The 18666-nt window shown below is 71.8% G+C and carries 15 protein-coding genes and 1 pseudogene; 8 read left to right on the forward strand and 8 right to left on the reverse strand.

Annotated elements, in window-relative coordinates; all coding sequences use genetic code 11:
* Positions 1–464: pseudogene (locus AB0F40_RS13805) on the reverse strand (hypothetical protein); the annotation flags it as partial.
* A 288-nt stretch (positions 465–752) separates the two neighbouring features.
* Between AB0F40_RS13805 and AB0F40_RS13810 the strand changes: the two are divergent.
* A complete protein-coding gene (locus AB0F40_RS13810; RefSeq protein ID WP_357468064.1) occupies positions 753–2654 on the forward strand; it encodes a glycoside hydrolase family 76 protein in 1902 nt (633 codons plus the stop codon).
* 91 nt (positions 2655–2745) lie between these two features.
* Positions 2746–3501 carry an SDR family NAD(P)-dependent oxidoreductase gene (locus AB0F40_RS13815; protein ID WP_357468067.1) on the forward strand — a complete coding sequence of 252 codons (756 nt, stop codon included), beginning with the start codon at positions 2746–2748 and terminating at the stop codon, positions 3499–3501.
* Positions 3502–3536: 35 nt separating this feature from the next.
* On the opposite strand, the gene AB0F40_RS13820 is transcribed toward AB0F40_RS13815, so the two are convergent.
* Entirely contained in the window at positions 3537–3914 is a 378-nt protein-coding gene (locus AB0F40_RS13820; protein WP_357468070.1) for an ANTAR domain-containing protein, read from the reverse strand.
* Positions 3915–4039: 125 nt separating this feature from the next.
* Between AB0F40_RS13820 and AB0F40_RS13825 the strand changes: the two genes are divergently transcribed.
* Positions 4040–4528 (forward strand): heme-degrading domain-containing protein, encoded by a 489-nt coding sequence (locus AB0F40_RS13825; protein WP_357468073.1) that lies wholly within the window; start codon positions 4040–4042, stop codon positions 4526–4528.
* A 73-nt stretch (positions 4529–4601) separates the two neighbouring features.
* Here the strand turns inward: AB0F40_RS13825 and AB0F40_RS13830 are convergent, their stop codons facing one another.
* Entirely contained in the window at positions 4602–5252 is a 651-nt protein-coding gene (locus AB0F40_RS13830) for a ricin-type beta-trefoil lectin domain protein (RefSeq protein ID WP_357468075.1), read from the reverse strand.
* 191 nt (positions 5253–5443) lie between these two features.
* Entirely contained in the window at positions 5444–6088 is a 645-nt protein-coding gene (locus AB0F40_RS13835; RefSeq protein ID WP_357468078.1) for a hypothetical protein, read from the reverse strand.
* A gap of 88 nt (positions 6089–6176) precedes the next feature.
* On the opposite strand from AB0F40_RS13835, the gene AB0F40_RS13840 reads away from it, so the two are divergent.
* Together AB0F40_RS13840 and AB0F40_RS13845 are read left to right on the forward strand one after the other, a co-directional pair.
* On the forward strand, positions 6177–7424 hold the full coding sequence (locus AB0F40_RS13840) for a hypothetical protein (RefSeq protein WP_357468081.1): 1248 nt from the start codon (positions 6177–6179) through the stop codon (positions 7422–7424).
* A gap of 98 nt (positions 7425–7522) precedes the next feature.
* On the forward strand, positions 7523–8083 hold the full coding sequence (locus AB0F40_RS13845) for a GNAT family N-acetyltransferase (protein WP_357468083.1): 561 nt from the start codon (positions 7523–7525) through the stop codon (positions 8081–8083).
* A 47-nt stretch (positions 8084–8130) separates the two neighbouring features.
* Here AB0F40_RS13845 and AB0F40_RS13850 read toward each other — a convergent pair whose 3' ends face one another.
* Together AB0F40_RS13850 and recQ are read right to left on the reverse strand one after the other, a co-directional pair.
* Positions 8131–8433: a hypothetical protein gene (locus tag AB0F40_RS13850; protein ID WP_357468085.1), complete on the reverse strand. Its 303-nt coding sequence runs from the start codon at positions 8431–8433 to the stop codon at positions 8131–8133.
* A 90-nt stretch (positions 8434–8523) separates the two neighbouring features.
* Positions 8524–10371: a DNA helicase RecQ gene (recQ, locus tag AB0F40_RS13855; protein WP_357468088.1), complete on the reverse strand. Its 1848-nt coding sequence runs from the start codon at positions 10369–10371 to the stop codon at positions 8524–8526.
* Positions 10372–10475: 104 nt separating this feature from the next.
* Between recQ and AB0F40_RS13860 the strand changes: the two genes are divergently transcribed.
* Positions 10476–13013: a hypothetical protein gene (locus AB0F40_RS13860; RefSeq protein WP_357468091.1), complete on the forward strand. Its 2538-nt coding sequence runs from the start codon at positions 10476–10478 to the stop codon at positions 13011–13013.
* A 5-nt stretch (positions 13014–13018) separates the two neighbouring features.
* Here AB0F40_RS13860 and AB0F40_RS13865 read toward each other — a convergent pair whose 3' ends face one another.
* Positions 13019–14521 carry a serine hydrolase domain-containing protein gene (locus AB0F40_RS13865; protein ID WP_357468094.1) on the reverse strand — a complete coding sequence of 501 codons (1503 nt, stop codon included), beginning with the start codon at positions 14519–14521 and terminating at the stop codon, positions 13019–13021.
* A 439-nt stretch (positions 14522–14960) separates the two neighbouring features.
* On the opposite strand from AB0F40_RS13865, the gene AB0F40_RS13870 reads away from it, so the two are divergent.
* A complete protein-coding gene (locus AB0F40_RS13870) occupies positions 14961–15668 on the forward strand; it encodes a helix-turn-helix transcriptional regulator (protein ID WP_357468097.1) in 708 nt (235 codons plus the stop codon).
* A gap of 146 nt (positions 15669–15814) precedes the next feature.
* Entirely contained in the window at positions 15815–17167 is a 1353-nt protein-coding gene (locus AB0F40_RS13875) for an MFS transporter (RefSeq protein ID WP_357468099.1), read from the forward strand.
* Positions 17168–17243: 76 nt separating this feature from the next.
* On the opposite strand, the gene AB0F40_RS13880 is transcribed toward AB0F40_RS13875, so the two are convergent.
* A complete protein-coding gene (locus AB0F40_RS13880) occupies positions 17244–18500 on the reverse strand; it encodes a prolyl oligopeptidase family serine peptidase (RefSeq protein WP_357468102.1) in 1257 nt (418 codons plus the stop codon).
* Positions 18501–18666 lie beyond the last annotated feature (166 nt).

The raw sequence follows: 18666 nt of genomic DNA on the forward strand, positions 1-18666 counted from the left end.
GCGTGCGTCTCCCTCGCGGAGCGTTCGGCCACGACGCGGGCCTGCACACCCGCTGCCCAGGACTGCAACCGCCCACACGCCGTGACGAGGTCACCGAGCGCGTCATCGGGCAGATCGGCCAGGAGATCGGGGTCCATCTCGGTGGCCCGGTCCGTGGCTTCGGCGACGATCCGGGCCAGCTGCGCGCCCGGCGCACCGGTCAGTGCCTGCTGAAGGATCTCGACCGGCCACAACGCGACCGGCACGACGGACGGCGGCCAGTCCGGGCCTGCGCTGGGCTCGAAGTCGGGCGGCGGGCCGCCCGCCAGGTCGGGCGGTAGCTCGGACGGCAGGTCACCCGGCGCAGCGCGGTCAGGCATCCCGCGTACACGTTCGTCCGGACCTGTACCGGGCGGGAGCTCGTCCGCAAGGAAGGCACCAGCCATGCCGTCGTCGGAACCGCCGTCGGACCGGCCTGCGTACATGCCAACCACCCTCGTCTCTCTGTCGCCAGTGCGAACTACACCAACCTTGCGGACCTGTGTTCGACTCTAACCGGTGCCACTGACACGACGCCCAGCAATCTGCCCACCGCAGAAGAGCGAGCGGGAAGTGTGGTCGACCGGTATCGAGCCACCGGCGAGACGGGCTGAGCGCTCATCGTTCAGGTCCACGTGCGCTATCCGCACTGCCAGGTGCATTTAACCCTTTTGTAATGTAAGTTTTGTCCTGAATCCGGGATGCAACGTCGCACCCGGGGGAGGAGCTCATCGATGACGATGCTGCGTCGCATCCGCCTTGTCCTGCTCAGTCTCGTCCTGCTCGTCGGCCTGCAGCCGGTGGTCGCCGTCCAGGCTGCCCCACCTCCGCAGAATCCGGCAGCCTCGGGGGCGACCGAGGTCGCCCGTGCTCGGGTCGCCACCGAAGTCCTGCTCGACTCCTACGACGAGGAGAAAGCGTGGTTCCCGTCTAGCTGGTGGAACTCCGCGGTCGCGCTGCAGACGATCGGCGACTACATGAAGCGCACCGGTGACCGGAGCTATGTCGACGAGCTGGACCACAGCTTCGAGACCAACAAGGGGCCGTTCCCGGCCGGCGAGCGGTCCACTGACGAGATCTACGGCAACTTCACGAGCCGGGCCATCGACGACGCCGGCTGGTGGGCGCTGAACTGGGTCACCGCCTACGACCTGACGGGTGACCAGAAGTACCTCGACATGGCGGGCACCATCGCCGACTTCATGCACGGCTTCTGGGACCCGAGCACCTGCGGCGGCGGGATCTGGTGGAACGAGGAGCGCACCTACAAGAACGCCGTCACCAACGGCCAGTGGGTCCGCCTGACCGCCGAGCTGCACAACCGGATCCCCGGTGACACGGCCTGGCTGGAGCGGTCCCAGGAAGCGTGGGACTGGTACGTCGGCAGCGGCATGATCAACGGGGAGGGTCTGGTCAACGACGGGCTCACCGACGACTGCACCAGCAACGGCGACACCGTGTGGAGCTACAACCAGGGCCTGGCGATCGGTGCACCCCTGGAGCTGTGGCGCGCGACCGGTGACCCGGAGCTGCTGGCCACCGCACAGCGGTTGGCCGACGCCGCGCTCGAGTCCGACGAGCTGGTCACCGACGGCGTGCTGACCGAGTCGTGCGACCCGCTGGGCCGCACGTGCGACGACAACCAGAAGCAGTTCAAGGGCATCTTCATGCGGTACTTCACGGAGCTGGCCGACACGACCGGTGCGCCGCGCTACGAGGAGTTCGTGGACCGGCAGGCGGAGACCATCTGGGCGAACGACCGTGACTCCTCCGAGCGGCTGGGCCTGCGCTGGACCGGTGCGAGCAGCGAGGCGTCCCCGAACGTCTTCGACTGGCGCACCCAGGCCAGCGCGCTCAGCGCACTGATCGCCGACGTCCCGCAGGAGACACCCCGCCGGTCCCTGTCCGCGACGATGTCACCGACGCAGCTGGTCATGATGCCCAGCCCGGGGGCCGCGTCGTCCGTGCACACCGAGGTCCAGGTGGCGGCGACGTCGCAGGGTCGGCGGCCGGTCCGCGTGGACGTGCGCGTCAGCGGCCCGGACGGCTGGACCGTGCACCCGGCGCGGGACAGGGTCGTCCTGGATCCGGCAGGCGACAGCACCCCCGCCAGGACGAGCGTCCCGCTGGACGTCTCAGTGCCTCCGGACACTGAGGACGGCAGCTATCCGGTGACCGTGACGGTCACCGCGAGGCCTGGGCTCAGCTACACCACCCGGGCCACGATCCAGGTAGCGAGCGTCATCGACTTCGACGCCGGATCGACGCAGGAGCTCGCGTGGCTCTGGGACGCCGGCGGTTCGGGGCTGAGCCACGTCGGCAGCCGGTTCGCCGACGGCACCAGCCACTTCATCTACAAGTTCCCGTTCCCCGCTGAGGCCACCTCGGCCGAGGCGACCCTGACCATCGACAACCAGTACGTGGTCGACGTCGGGCCCGACGGCGAGAGCTGGACCACGGTCCTGGCCGAGGACGAGCAGATCCGCGACAGCTCCAACAAGGCCGATCACACCCTTGACCTGACGCCCTACCTCGGGCCGGACAAGGCGGTCTACATCCGGATGACCGATGCCTTCACCGAGGACGGCTGGGGCGGCGGGGTCTATCACGTCTCGGCTCAGTTCGGGACGTCCTGACCCCGACGTCCTGACCAAGGCCGGCCGGCGCCCGCGGTGAGCCGCGGGTGCCGGCCGGTGCTGCCGCGCGGTGCCCGGTAGGTTCCTGCCCATGCGACTCGAGGGCAGGCGGATACTGGTCATCGGCGGTGGCGGCGGCGGGATCGGCCGCGCGATGACGCGGGCGTTCGGTGCAGAGGGCGCCGCCGTGGCGGTGGCCGACCGGGATCCGGACCGCGCAGAGGAGGCAGCGGCCGAGCTGCGCGTCGCCGGCGCGACCGCGGTGGCTGTGACCGTGGACGTCCGTGATGCCGACGAGCTGGCCGCGCTGGTCGCCACGGCCGTGCGTGAGCTGGGCGGGCTCGACACGCTGGTCACGGTGGTGGGCGGGCAGCTCGAGTTCGTCCCCGCGGTGCGGCTCCACGAGATGCGCGACGACGACTGGGACACCGTCTACGAGCTCAACCTGCGCTACGTGGCGCGCGCGGTGCGCCTGGTGCTGCCGGTCTTCCTCGAGCAGGGCCACGGCTCGATCGTCAGCGTCGGATCGGTCACCGGAGTCATGGCCGCGCCGCACCAGGCCGCCTACGGCGTGGCGAAGGCGGGGCTGCTCAGCCTGGCACGGACCGTCGCAGCCGAGTACTCCGCCGACGGCATCCGCATGAACGTCGTGGTCGCCGGTGCGATCGCGACCGCCGTCAACCCCGGGCCCGACGGCTGGGTCGACCCGATCCCGCTCGGCAGGTACGGCCGGAGCGACGAGGTGGCCGACGCCGCGGTGTACCTGGCCTCCGACGCCGCGTCGTACGTCACCGGGCAGCAGCTGGTGATCGACGGCGGGGTGTCGGCACGTGGGCCGTTCGGCTAGACCTGTCACCGTGGGCGCCGTGATGTTCGGTCCGGTCAGGCAGCCTTGTCAGTCGACGGTCCGCTCGGCAGTGGGTCCTGGTCTCGCGGCCGTTCCACGGGCCGGACGGAGCCCAGCGCGTGCGCCAGCGTGTCCTGCGTGATGCCTGCGCGGTCGTCGTCGGCCTGGAGTGCGCTCATGACCTGGTCGGCTGCCATCCGCAGCGGGATGTGGGCCTCGCTGGCGGCGTCGAGCAGGATCTGTGCGGCCTGGTCCTCGTCGCACCGCCGGGCCACGACGACAACGGTCTTGGCCCGTTCGATCATCGTCTCGCCGAGGAGTGCCGGTGACACTGCCTCGTCCGCCTGGTCGGGGCCGATGGCACCCGGGGGGTCCTCCGCGGATACGCCCCGAGGCTGGTTGATGGATGGCACGTGAACCTCCCAGATCCGTTTCGGACCTGGAGCCGCTTCCTGACTCCCGAATTCTTGAGTCTAAAGCAGCTCGGACGATTCGGACAGACCCTCCGTCGATCGTTCAGTCCGGGCAGGATGGGCGCATGAGCGAACCAGATACCACCGCAGCCGTCTCCGAGGTCGAGGCCCAGGAGGCCGAGCTCGTCCTGACCGCGTTCACGCACGACCAGGCCTGGCACCTCGGCGTGCGGCTCGTCGAGCTGGCGACCGAGCGTGACCTCCCCGTCGCCGTCGACATCCGCAAGGGCACGCAGCAGGTCTTCCACGCCGCCCGGCCCGGCACGACGCCCGACAACGACTCGTGGATCGAGCGCAAGGTGCGGGTCGTCTACCGGTTCGGCGCGTCGTCGTACCTGGTGGGTCTCCGTGCGCGGGCGAAGGGCCGCGACTTCAACGCCGACCACGGTCTGGCGTTCCAGGAGTACTCCGCGCACGGCGGGGCCTTTCCCGTGCATGTCTCGGGGGTGGGCATCGTGGGCGTCGTCACCGTCTCGGGTCTGGCCCAGCAGGACGACCACGCCCTGGTGGTCGAGGCGCTGCGCGAGCTGGTCGGGTCGCAGCCCGCTGCATAGCCCGGGGTGACGTGCGCCCCTGGTGACGTCAGCCCCGCGGATGGGGTAGCGGCGCACCGTCTACGGGTCGGTATCACGAGGTCGACCACCTCTGGTTGTCCCCGGCATGGCAGTCGTACACGAGCACCGGCGTCGCGTTGTCGGCGGCCGCTCCCGAGACGTCCAGGCACAGCCCCGTGGCCGCGTTGCGCACGGTGCCGTCGGCTCGCGGGGCCCACTGCTGGGTCGCGCCACCGTGGCAGGTCCAGATGGTGGCCGGCGCGCCGGACTCTCCGCCGCTCGGGTCGTCGAGGCACATCGTCCCCAGGGTGCGCAGCTCTCCGGAAGCGGACGCGGTCCACTGCTGGCCCGGGGCCCCCGTGCAGTCGTAGATCTGCAGCGCAGCGCCATCGACGGCCGCGCCACCGGGCACGTCGAGGCACCGCCCGGAGCCGGCCCCCTGCAGGGCGACGACGGTCGGCGGTGCCTGCGTCGGCGTGGGGGAGGCGGACGGGGAGTCCGCCGTCGGTGACGGGTCCGGGCCGGCAGGGGCGCTCACCCGGCTCGCCTCCGGTGTCCCCGCGGCGGGCGCGGTGCTCTGCCCAGCCTGTGCCGGCGACCCGGACAGGTCGCGGGTCAGCACCCAGCCCGTGCCGACCACTGCGGCGAGCGCCAGCAGGACGGCCAGCGCCCACGCGAAGATGCTGAGCGGCGAGCGCCGGCTTGACGTGACCTGGTCGTACACCCTTGCGATTCCCTTCGTGCCCGACGGCGACGGCGCGTGCGAGCCGCACCTTACCGGTGGACAGCACACCGACGGCGTGGTGCAAGCGCCAGGGATGTAGGTTCGACGAACGAGAGCCTTGGCGTCCACGTCGTCCGTGCGCTACTGCCGGTCGACGGTTCGGCAGGGGCGCGCCGGCCCCGCGACCGAGATCAGCCCTCCGCGCCCACCACGACGTCCCGCACCCACGCGGAACCCTCGGGACGGAAGCCGACGCCGCGCAGGTAGGCGCGGTCGCTCCCGTCCGCCTGCGGCACGACGACGCGGTCGAAACCCTTCGCCGCGAAGATCCCGCTGCGACGGTGCACGAACTCACCAGGCGTGAAGTCGCGGAACCGCTTGGTCACCCAGTCGAGCTCCACGACGCCCACCCCGTCCCCGGCGTCGCGCACCTCCACCACACCGACGGTCTCGTCACCGCGCTGGACCAGGAACGCCGAACGCTCCTCGCCGGGCTCCGGCACCGGCGCGAACCGCGGGGCGAAGGTCGCGATGTCCGCCGCGTGGGTGCGCAGCACGTGCAGCAGGTATGCGTCGTCGGGAGCCACCTCGACCACCTCGTACACGGCGGCGTCGTGGCGCTCGCGGTTCAGCCGCCACAGCCAGTAGGTGTTGATGAGGCTGATCGCGGCGTTCATGGCGACGAACGGCCAGATCCCGAGGATCGCGTTGTAGGCGGTCGCGACGAGGGAGCCGGTGAGGTTGAGCCAGCGGAAACGGAGCACACGCGCCTGCGTGAGGGAGAGCACGATGAGGGCGGAGCCTAGCCACCCTCCGATCTCGAGCCAGGGGAACATGCCCTGACCTTATGGCTGCTCGTGAGAGCCGCCATAGAACTGTGGATAAAGCTGCATGTTCGTGCTGATGATGTCGGATGATCATCCTATGGAATCCAAGACCGAAGAGACCAGTCCTGACCTGCGCCACGCGTCGGAGCTGTACGCGAGGCTCCTGGAGTACGCGACGAGCCCGCCGTTCGCAGAGCGCACCGCTGCCAACGTGCGCCGCCTGGCGGAGATGCACGGGCCTCGCGACCCGGGGCTGTGCACGCACCATCACGGTGACCGACGAGTGCTCCAGGCCGTGGCGCAGATCGTCTTCGACGTGCCGCCCTACGGGATGCGCCTGATCGACCGCTACGCCGACTGGTCCGCCGACCTCACCGATCAGGACCGGCGCGTGCTCGAGGCGTGGCGCACAGGTGGCGCCCACTGCGTGTTCGAGATCCTGCGCCGCGCCGGTGGGGGAGTGCGGGCCCGGTGCCTCGGGGACGATCTGGAGTACACGCTGTACCCCGACCCGAGGACGTCGCTGGGCCGTGCGGAACTGCGGACGGGACGGTACGTCGCCGGGCACGTCCTCCCGGTCGGCGACGCGTGGATGCTTGCGGGCGACATCGACGTGTACGCGGCACGAGAGCGGCAGGCGATGCTCGGCCTGATGGCCGAGCTGGTGCGCGGCGCACCGGCGCTGCCGTTCCGCAATCCGGTGATCGTCGAGCAGGCCCGCACGGTGCTCCAGGCAGAGCACGAGAAGTTTCTGCGCCTCTTCGGGGAGAGCGGACAGCCCATCTCCGGCACTCGGCTCGTCGGGGTCCTCGACCAGCTCTGGGCGTCGTCGGCCGTCTGGGACGCGTGGTGGCCGAGCCTGCCGCTGGAAGGCGACCTGTGCGACCTCCGCGAGGCTCTGGAGCAGCCGCGGCCCGACGGCGGGACCTGGTACCCGGTGCACGACCCGCTCCGCGGGCTGCGCGTGCTCGGAGCGTCGTACGGGAGGCTCGTCGACCTGCACCGGTCGGAGCGACCGGTCGACGCCGCGGCGGTGCACGAGGTGTCCGAGCTCCTCGACGCCGGGCGGGTTCCCGACTTCGCCCTCCGCGACCTCGCGGAACGGCATCCCGCTCGCGCGGGCGAGATCTATCGCGCGGCCCTCGGTCGGCCGGGTTTCACCTGGGTGCAGGAGGGCGCCGCGTGGCTGCAGGACCGGGCCGGTGATGCACCCGTGCACCCGGCGCTGGTGTGGCTGCCGGGGCGGACGGCGCCCGCGGGCTCCGGGAAACCCGACCGCGCGATCCTCGTGCCGCACCCCCTGGTGGTGACGTTCCCGCCGCTGCCGGCCATGCCGGGGGCCTGACCCGGCGGCGTGCTCGGAGCTCGCGAGCCGACAAGGTCCTTGCGAGCACGGACGCCGCCACCTAGGGTCCCGAACGTGGCCCGAACGACGGAAGCTCCGTGATCACCGATGCCGTGACGCTCGCCGTCGGCGGCGCTCCGCCGGCCGCGGCGCTCGTCCTCCGGCCCTGGACCGACGACGACGTCGACGTCCTCCTGGCGGCGTACCAGGACCCTGCGATGCGCCGCTGGAGTGCCGCCGTCCCGCAGGACCGCCGTGCGGGGCGGGCCTGGATCAAGGGCCATCAGGACGGCTGGTCGGACGGGCACCAGTTCGCCTTCGCGGTCCTGGAGGATGCTCCCGGCGCCGCGCCACGGCTGGCCGGTCATGTGGTCCTTCGGGAGGTCACGCCCGGCGAGCCCGCCGCAGAGGTCGGCTACTGGACGGTCGCCGACGCCCGAGGTCGAGGTGTGGCCCACCGGGCGCTGGAGGCGCTCACCACCTGGGCCTTCGACACGTTCGGCCCGGACGGTCTGCAACGCCTCCGCCTGCTGCACCAGGTGGACAACGTGGCGTCGTGCCGGGTGGCGGAGAAGACCGGCTACGTGCTGGACGCGGTGCTCGCGCCGTGGCCGCCGGTCTACCCGCTCGAGGGGCACGTGCACGTCCGGGCGCGGTGAACGGTGTCCCTGCGCGGCCGCCGGCGCGCAGAGGTGACCGGTACGCCCTACCAGGACCAGCCGCGCGAGCTCAGCTCCAGCTCCTCCCGCAGCCGCTCGTCCGCGGCGGAGTGCTGGTCCGCGTGCAACGGCGCTCGATCCGTAGGCAGGCCAGCGAGGCGGCACGCCTCACGCAGCAGCGCGTCGTACGCGCACTGCACGGCGAACCAGTGGTGGGCTCGTGCGTAGAGCTCCGGGTCCTCTTCCACCCGCCGCAGCTCCGCGGCGAGCTCCCCGAGCCGGACCTGCAGCCGCAGCGTGGCCAGGGGGTCGGGCGGTCGCGTCGACCGCGTCGGGAATGGCCAGGTCATGACGTGTCACCGCCACGTCGTCGCGGAACTGGGACACCTCCAGCGTAGGTGCGCCGGCCCGTGCTGGCTATGCCGACGTGCCCGGGAGCGTCACTCGCCGGCGTGCAGCGCCGCCAGGATGCCCTCGCCGTACCGGTCCAGCTTGGCCTGGCCGACGCCGCTGATCCCGCTCAGGGCGTCCAGGTCCGCCGGGTGCTCGGCGGCCACGGTCCGCAGCGTCGCGTCGTGGAACACCACGTAGGCGGGCACGCCCTGCTCCTTGGCGGTCGACGCCCGCCAGGCCCGCAGCCGCTCGAAGACGCCCTGGTCGGCGTCCGACAACGCGGCGGCCTCCGGACGTGCGCCACCGGAGCGCGCGGGCCTGCGCGTGCCGCCCTGGGGGCGCGGATCGCGCCGCAGCCGCACCTCGCGCCGCCGGCCCAGGACCTCCGTGCTGGCCTCCGTGAGCAGCAGCGTGCCGTGGTTCGAGTCCACCTCCAGCAGGCCCAGGGCCAGCAGCTGGCGGGCCACGGACCGCCACTCGGCCTCCGAGAGGTCCTCGCCGACGCCGAACACGGTCAGGCCGTCATGCCCCCACTGCGTGACCTTGGGCGTGGCCTTCCCGCGCAGGATGTCGACCACGTGCCCCACGCCGAAACGCTGGTTGCGCTCACGGTCCAGGCGGAACACCGCGGACAGCAGCTTCTGTGCCGGGACTGTGCCGTCCCAGGCCTCGGGCGGGTTCTGGCAGGTGTCGCAGGCACCGCAGCTGCCGGGGTGGTCCTGGTCGAAGTAGCGCAGGAGCTGGGCACGGCGGCACTCCACGGTCTCGCACAGCGCCAGCATGGCGTCCAGGTGGGAGGAGAGCCTGCGGCGGTGAGCGAGGTCGCCGTCGGACTCGGCGATCATCTTGCGCTGCTGGACGACGTCCGCCAGGCCGTAGGCGAGCCACGCCGTGGACGGCAGGCCGTCCCGCCCCGCTCGACCGGTCTCCTGGTAGTAGCCCTCGACCGACTTGGGCAGGTCGAGGTGGGCGACGAACCGGACGTCGGGCTTGTCGATGCCCATGCCGAAGGCGATCGTCGCGACCATGATCACGCCGTCCTCGCGCAGGAACGTGGACTGGTTGGCCGCCCGCACGTGGGCGGGCAGGCCCGCGTGGTACGGCAGGGCGCGGATGCCCTGGTCGGTCAGCTGCTGGGCGGTCTTCTCCACCGACGCGCGGGACAGGCAGTACACGATCCCGGCGTCCCCGGGGTGCTCTGTGCGCAGCAGCTCCAGCAGCTGCTTGCCCGGGTTGTCCTTGGGGGCCACCCGGTAGGTGATGTTGGGCCGGTCGAAGCTGGCGACGAAGCGCCGGGCCTCGGTCAGGCCCAGGCGGACGGCGATCTCCTCGCGCGTGTGCTGGGTCGCGGTGGCGGTCAGCGCGATGCGCGGCACGCCCGGCCAGCGCTGGGCCAGCTCGCCCAGCCGCAGGTAGTCGGGGCGGAAGTCGTGTCCCCACTGGGACACACAGTGCGCCTCGTCGATGGCGAACAGGGCGATGGTGCCCTGGTCGAGCAACCGGGCGGTGGACTCGACGCCGAGCCGTTCCGGGGCGAGGTACAGCAGGTCGAGCTCGCCCGACCGGTAGGCCTGCTCCACCGCGCGGCGCTGGTCCGGGTCCTGTGTGGAGTTGAGGAACCCGGCCCGGACGCCGAGCGCGTCCAGCGCGTCCACCTGGTCCTGCATGAGCGCGATCAGCGGTGAGATCACCACGCCCGTGCCCTGCCGGACGAGCGCGGGGATCTGGTAGCACAACGACTTGCCGCCGCCGGTGGGCATGAGCACGAGGGCGTCACCGCCGTCGGCGACCGTCTCGATGATCTCCTGCTGGTCGCCGCGGAACGCGTCGTAGCCGAAGACCTCACGGAGCACATCGAGGGCGGGCGCGGTCAGGGCGGCGTCCGGGATCGTCATGGCGGCCAGTGTGCCAGGGGCCGGTGACACGGGCCGTCCGCCAGGCCCACCCGGGCTCGCAGGGCCCGAGCAGGCGTGTCAGATGCTGTCCATAGACTCCCGGTATGTACCAATCTGACGACGAGAGAACTGGTCGGGGCGACACCATGGAGCGCCCGCTCCTGGTGGCGGCGATGCGGGACTGTCTCGCACCCCTGCGGCTGTCGGACGCCTTCGAACCGGCGGTCGAGCACGTGCTGCGCGGTACCGGGCCCGAAGTCCTGGCGACGCTGCGCGCGCAGCCCCACGGCGCCGAGGCCGTCGCCGAACCGGACGGCTACTGGTCCGGCAGGCTGGTCGACGCCATCGCGGACCTGCATCCCGGATGGACCCGGCAGGGCGCCGACGCCGCCCGGCGCACCGTCCACGGGACCGCGCCGGTCGACGTGCTCGCCCGGTTCGGACAGCTGCTGCACGCGGCCTCCGGCCGATCCCCGAAGCACGCCCAGCCGTCATGGCTCCTCGTGCTGGCCGACGACGTGGCGCGGGCGAGCGCCGACGACGCAGACACCGCCGACGACGCAGGCGCCGCAGAGAGCGTCCGGCGGCGGTGGAGCCCGGACGTCCTCGCGGAGGTCGCCCGAGCCGGCGACGCTCCCGGACGGAGCGCCGTGCACGCCGCCCTGTCGGCCCTGCTGGACGCGGACAACAGCTGTCCGGCGCACCGCCGGCGCCGGCTCCTGGAGACCGGCGCGGGCGTCGCGTTCCTCGCCCGGTACGCCGACGAGCTCGCGGCAGTCGCCCCCGGGCTCGAGCTCTACGTCCGACGGTACGTGGCGCTGGCGTGCGCGCGCAGTCCCGAAGCGCATGCGGGACTCGCTGCCGAGCTGGCGGTCGACGCCGACGGCGGCGTCCGCGCGGAGGCGCTGGCCACGCTGTCCCGGCTGGACGGGCCCAGGCAGGTCGACGTGCTGCGGCAGCACCTGCGGACCGCGTCGCCCGACCGCCTGCCGAACGTCCTCGCCCGCCTGGCCGACCTCGACGGCGGCGTCGCGGCGATCGAGGAGACCCTGGCGGACGGCGACGCCGGGCCGCTCGGCCCGGAACGCGAGCGGCTGCTGCGCCGGGTGGTGTTCCGGGTGCGCGTGCTGCGCTCGGTGGAGGCCGCCGTCCCCGCGCCGCCCGTCGCGGCGCCCCAGGACGCGGACCTCGCGGAGGAGCTGAGCGTCCTGCGGACCCTGCGACCGGGGAGCGGGCCGGAGGTGGACCGCACCTGGAGCATCGCCGAGGATCGGGTGACGCGGCTGCCCGACGTCCGGGCCCTGCGGGACGTGCGCCGGGCAGCTGGTGCGGCCGACGCGGACCGGTGGGCCGCCGGGCTCCTCGTCACCTGCACGACCGCCGACTACCGGAAGATCGGAGCCGACCTGACGCCGGAGGACGCCGAGCGCTGGTGGCCGCTGTTCGCCGAGCGCCTGGACCTCGCGGACGAGTATCTCGACGGCGGTGACAGGAAGCGGCACCCGGACGAGCACGCCGTCGACACGCCGACGATGATCCTGACCATCCTCGAACGATTCCCGGCAGTCCCCGAGGCGCTCGTCCCGCGCCTGATCGCGCTCGCGCTCGGCGCCGACCGCCATCGCCTGCCGGCCCGGCGGGTGCTCGGTGACGAGCCGCAGGGACGCGCAGCCGCGCTGGGCGCACTGGTCGGTCTCGACGACACGGCACGCTCCTCCGCGGCGGAGTGGCTCGCCGACCTCGGTGAGCCGGGTGTGGTCGGGCCGGAGCCCGGCTGGGAGTTCGGCGCGGGGGTGCTGCACCCGTCGGTCCGTACCCTGCCCGCCTCCACGCTGTGGTGGTTGGACCGGTTCCGGGAGCAGGCGCTCGACCAGGGCATCCCGGCGGACGACGTCGACCGGTGGCTCGGTCTGGCCCGCGCCACCCTGCGCACGGCGGCCGACGGCGGCGGGCCCGTCGTCGGCCGGCTCGGCAGCCCGCTGATGCTCCCGCCGGACGTGCCCACCCCCGCCGCGGAGTACGACCCCGACGACCCCGATCCTTATGAGTACCAGCTCATCGTGACGCTCGACCTGGCGGCGATCCCGCCCGGCGCCACCGACCTGCCGTTGCCGCCCGACGGTCACGTGCTCCTGTTCGCGAACATCCAGCTGGACGACGTGTTCCTGCCGGGCGGCGCCGTGTACGTCCCCGCGGGCGCTCCGGTCGAGGAGCGGGAGGTCTCTCCGGACTACGAACCCTACGAGTACGACTCGCCCGAGGACCTCGACGAGGACCTGCGGCGCACGGGTGACCTGCGGCTGGTCCCCGGTGTGTCGCTGCCCTCCTGCCCGCCCGGCGCCGAGACCCGTGCCGAGCACCCGCACGCACGAGCGCTGCAGGAGGTGTGGTCCGAGCAGTCCGACGGGGGAGGCCAGTGGCAGCTCGGCGGCCACGCCTACGACTTCGACGGCTACGGGGACCCGGTACGGGCCTCGGCGGTCCCGGAGCCCGGGGAGATGTTCTCCCGCCCGGAGGACTGGGCGGTGCTCGCCCAGTGGGTCGGGGTCCCGATGGGCATCGTGTACTGGACGATCAACCGCCAGGACCTCGAGGCGCGGCGCTTCGACCGGGTGGACGTGCAGATGTACGCCAACCCCTGATCGGCTCAGCGCGCGGGCGCGCGGCCCACCGCGTAGAGGCGGGTCGCGCGCAGCGCCACGACCGCGATACCCGTGGCCGCGTACAGGCCGAGCCAGCCGACGGCGACGGGGCTCACGTGGAACAGGAGCTCGTACGGCGCCGTCCGCCCCGTCGCCCAGACCTGCAGGGCGGGGAGTCCGGCGAACACGGCGGCGGGCAGGAGCCACGGCAGCATCCGGAGCACGGTGACGACGCCGGACCGGCCCGAACGGCGTCGTGCCCAGTGCCGCGCCCGGACCAGCGCCACGACGCCGAGGCCCACGGTGACCAGCGCGACGCCCGTGAGCACCCAGTCGGTGCGGCCGCGGTCGGCGCCCGAGGTCAGGGTCGGGATCGCGGGGTCGACGTCGTGCAGCAGGTTCTGCGCGACGACGCCCGGGTCGGGCGAGGTGAGCCCCGCGCCGCTGTTGATCAGGACGACGACGGCGTAGCCGGAGTCGACGAAGATGCCCTGGTAGGCGCCGAAGCCGGCCCCGGCGCCGGAGTGCGAGATGCGCACGGGCGGCCCTTCGGCGGACTCGGCCCGGTACCACCCGAACCCGTAGTCGTCGGTGTCCTCGCCCGGGGTGTGCATCGCGGCGACGGACTCCGGCGTCACCACCCGGGTGCCGTCCATGGCGGCGCCACCCGACTGCTGCATCGCGATCCAGCGCGCCATGTCTGCCGCGGTGCTGACGACTCCGCCGGATCCCTCGGTGAAGTAGTCGGGTCCGGTGGCGGCGAACGGCCGGCCCCAAACCAGCAGGTGGCCCGCGGCCATCTCCGGTACCCGGGCCCCGGCGGTCGGGACAGAGCTGGTGTCGGCCATGCCGAGCGGGCCCAGGACCTGCTGGTCCAGGTACTGGCTGAACGGCTGGCCGCTCGCCACCTCGACGAGCCGGCCGGCCACGTGGTAGTTCGGGTTGTGGTAGGCCGCCGCGCTACCCGGGTCGGTGGCGAGCGTCGCCGGCTCCAGGCGTGCCACGGCGTCCTCGAGCGTCCGGACGTGCTCCTCGTAGAGGGGCGGGCCGGTGGGGTCCGTCATCCCGGACGTGTGGTGCAGCAGCTGCCGCAGCGTGATCGCGCCGGCCCGGGGGTCGTCGAGCGTGAGCTCAGGCAGCTGGTCGACCACCGGCTCGTCGAGGTCCAGCTTGCCGGCCTCCACGAGCTGGAGCACCGCGAGTGCGGTGAACGACTTGGACAGCGACTCGACCCGCACGGGCGTCGCTGTCGTCATGGCTCCGCCGTTGCCGTCCGACCCCGCCGCGGCGAGCGCGAGCAGCTCGCCGTCGCGCAGCACCGCCGCCTGGATGCCGGGCGTCCCGTGCTCCGCGACGAACCGGTCGAGCGACTCCTGGACCGTTGACTGCGCCGGGCCGCTCGGCGGCGTCGGTGCTCCGACGGCGGACGCGGACGCCGTCGGGACGGTGCACATCGCTATCGCAGCGGTGAGCAGGAGCATCGGGGCCAGGCGGCGCGTCAGGAACATGGTCGACACTCTGTCAAGCACGGTGGCGCGGCACCATGGGGCATCGACCTGAACGGACCCTGAGCGCCGGACCGACGACTCGGGGTGCGCTGCTTCGACCGGTGCGAACCAGGACCATGTAGGCTTGACCACATACTTCCGGCGCCCGCGGGTGCCGGCGGGTCCGAATGAGACAGCGGACTGCGAGCGGCTTCCCACATCCACAGCGGGGAGCCGTTCGCGCTGTCCGTGCGGACCCGGGACGGATCCGTGGGCGCTCTGGTTGCGGGGAGCCAGGCGCCGGTGCAGACTCGACGGCGGGTCCCGCGAACCGCAAGGTCGAACACCTTGCCGGTCGCGGGACTCGCCACTGTGTCGGCCACGGCCATCGATCCGACGGCGGCCTCGCACGTTGCACGCCACGTAGAATCTCGCACGGGTGCGACCGGGCGGAGCGTTGATGACAGGCACGGAGAACGCGGACGATCGGATCCGCGCAGTGGTGACGAAGGGCCGCTTCGAGAGCATCGAAGCGGCTCACCTGGTGCTGGAGCCGGTCATGCGCGCCATCGCCTCGGCGGTCGGCGAGCACTGCGAGGTCGTGCTGCACGACCTCAGCCAGCGCGACCTGGACCACACCATCTACGCGATCGTCAACGGCCACGTGACGGGACGGAAGGTCGGCGGCCCGTCCACGAATCTCGGCCTCGAGGCGGTGCGGGACGAGGACGCGGAGCACAACGAGTTCGGCTACTCGGGTCGCACGGCGGACGGCCGGGAGCTGCACTGCTCGTCGGTCTACTACCGTGACGCGTCGGGGCGGATCATCGCCGCGCTCTGCATCAACGTCGACCTGACGCCGCTGCAGACCGCGCAGAACCTCCTCAGCACCCTGCTGCCGTCGGCGGCCCCGGAAAAGCGCGACCGCGAGCTCCACACGCACGGCATCGCGGGCCTGCTCGACACCATGATCACCGACGCCGTCTCGGCGGTCGGTCGTCCGGTGGCGATGATGGACAAGCCCGACCGGATCGCAGTGCTGCGGATCCTCGACGGCCTGGGCGCCTTCCACGTCAAGCGTTCGGTCGAGACCGTGGCGAAGCGCCTGGGGATCTCCAAGGTCACCGCCTACGCCTACCTGGACCAGCTCCGGTCCGACCGGGACTGACCAGGTTTTACCTGAACGAAACGTTCGGGGCATAGACGTTGTGTTCAGAGATGGTCAGACTGACTCAGGTCCGGCTCAGGGGTGCGGCAACGCGGCCCGACCCGATCAGATGCCGGACCGCTGATCTGACTATCTCGGAGGTTCCCGTGGCTGGGACGGCTACAACGCCGCCGCTGAGCGGCACACAGAAGCGCACGATCGCCGGTGGCGCGATCGGGACGCTCATGGAGTACTACGACTACTACCTGTACGGCCTGGCGTCCGCCGCCATCTTTCCCGTGGTGTTCTTCAGCGGTGAGGACCCGATCGTCGCGCAGCTCTCGTCGTTCGCGACGTTCGCGGTCGGCTTCTTCCTCCGCCCGGTCGGCGGGCTGGTGTTCGGCCCCATCGGTGACCGCGTCGGTCGCAAGACGGCACTGATGATCACGGTGGTCGGCATGGGCATCGCCACGGCGGGCATCGGGCTGATCCCTCCGGAGGCGTCGATCGGCATCACCGCACCGCTGCTGCTGATCTTCTTCCGCATGTGCCAGGGCTTCTTCGTCGGCGGCGAGATGGGTGGTGCGGCGACGATGGTCGTCGAGCACGCCCCGGTCGGCAGGCGCGGCATGTACAGCGCGTTCCTCATCAGCGGTGCGGGCATCGCGAACGTGGCGTCCGCCGGCCTGATGGCCGGTCTGGGCCTCGGCCCCGAGTCCTGGTTCATGACCTGGGGCTGGCGCATCCCGTTCGTGCTCGGCCTCGTGCTCGCTATCATCGCGCTCGTGCTGCGCAGCAAGCTCGAGGAGTCGCAGGAGTTCAAGGACGTCAAGCAGGCGCAGGCGGACGCCGGTGTGAAGAGCAACCCGATCAGGGAGGTCTTCCGGCACCCGAAGAACGCGATCATGGGCATCCTCATCGGCCTGCCGCAGAGTATCGCCGGCTACGTCGTCCTCACGTTCGGCATCGCCTACATGGTCAACCAGAACGACATCCCCGCCTGGCAGGGCTTCGCCGGCACCATGATCGTCGGCCTCCTGCAGATCTTCGTCGCCCCGGCCTACGGCTTGCTGTCCGACCGGATCGGCCGCCAAAAGGTGTACATCGCGGGCTGTATCGGCTTCGCGCTGCTGGTCTGGCCGACGTTCCTGCTGTTCGGCACGAGCAACCTGCTCCTGATCTGGGCCGGCATGATCCTGGGCTTCGTGATCCCCGGCGTCGCCATGCAGGCGACGCTGCAGACCATGCTGGCCGAGATGTTCGACCCGGAGGCCCGGACCACCGGCGTGAACATCGGCTACCAGATCTCCAACACCCTCGGCGGGGGGCTCGCACCCTTCATCTGCACCGCGCTGGTCGCGCTGGTCGGCGGAGAGATCTGGCCGGTGGTCGTGTACTGCGCCGTGATCTGCGTCATCGGTGCTGTCGCGACCGCCACCGCGAACATCAGTACCGACGGCTCGCGCCTGCACGAGCTCAAGATCGCACCGGGCGCGACCCGCTCGGCCGGAAGGGTATGACGGTCCGACCTCCGACCTGCCCCGCGGGAACGCGGGGCAGGTCTCCTCTCGCGCGGCCGGGCGCGGGCCGTGCGGCTCAGCGTCTCGTGGTCGCCATCCACTCCCAGATGCTTGCGCCGTCGTGGCGGGGGTCGTTGCGCGCGACGTAGATCCACGACCAGTGCCCGGGGAAGGTGTTCCCGTCCCAGGTCACGCCGTCGTACAGGCTCATGATCGAGCCGTCGATCCGCTCATGGGCGTACACCGTGTTGTCCTCGGGGTCGAGGGTGGTGTCGTCGGCCGAGGCCACGAGCCACGTCGGCGTCGCCATCGCCGCGAGCTCGTCGTCGGAGATGAAGTAGCCGCCGGAACCGTCACGGGCGCCGATCCCGCAACAGATCGGCACGGAGCTCGCAAACGTCGTGGGGTGCTCCGCGACCATCTTCAGCGACATGAACCCGCCGTTGGAGCAGCCCACGACGTGGATCCGGCTCACGTCGATCCGGTGCGCCGCGGTGACCTCCTCGATCGCCTCCAGGACGAGCGGTGCGAAGCCGTCGCCGTCGAGCATCCAGGCGGACGTCGCCTGCGGCGCCAGCACGTAGGCGCCGCCGAACACGTCCTGCGCCTCCGGCGTGGCGAAGCCGAGCGCGCCCCGGTTGGCCCGCAGCTGCGCCTCGTTGTCGTAGTAGTCGTACCCGTCGGTCAGCAGACCGCCCTCGCCGCCGCCGTGCAGCCAGACGACGAGCGCCGCGCCGTCACGCCCCCGCCCACGCGCAGGCGAGAACAGCCGGTAGTTCAGACCCGACGCGGACGTGTGGTGGGTGAACGCGTCGACCTCCGGATCGGACAGCCGGCCCTGACGGAACGAGTCGAGCACGACCGCGCCGGACCCGCCCCTGCCGCGCAGCGGCTCCACCTGCGTGATCACGTAGTCGAGGTCCAGGACCACGTTGCGGCCGTGCGCACCCATGTACTGCAGGGTGCCCCCGCCGTCGACCCCCCACCCGTGCTCGAGCCCCAGGGTGATCGCACCGCGGCGTGTCCAGCCCGCACCGGTCACCCGGCGATCCTGCTCGTAGGCGACCTCGCCGCTGAGCGGGTTGGTGGCCGTGACGTGCACGACGAACGTCGACGCGGTGAGTGACGACCGCTCCACGCGGCCGAGGGCTCGGGCGGACAGGACGAGCGAGGTCACCTGCTCGCCGCCGTCGAGCACCTCGGCGATCGGTGTCACCAGAACATCGCCGTGCTCGCCGGCATCGGCGCTCGCGGCCGGTACGCCCAGCAGGGCCGAGGCACCGACGGTGGCGCCGGAGACGAGCAGGGTGCGGCGGGTGATCGGGGTGGGCATGGCGGAACTCCTTCGTTCGGGGCCAAGTGGCCGGCACGTACGAAGAAACGCATTGCCAGCCACCCGGAGGGTAGTGAAAACAGGATGGCTGCGCCAGCCTCGGACTTCGGGACCGACCGCGAGGCGATCTTCTTGCACCCCTTCCGGATGCTATGACACTCATATA

The sequence above is a fragment of the Promicromonospora sp. NPDC023987 genome (assembly GCF_040639055.1).
In the GTDB taxonomy this organism is placed as follows: domain Bacteria; phylum Actinomycetota; class Actinomycetes; order Actinomycetales; family Cellulomonadaceae; genus Promicromonospora.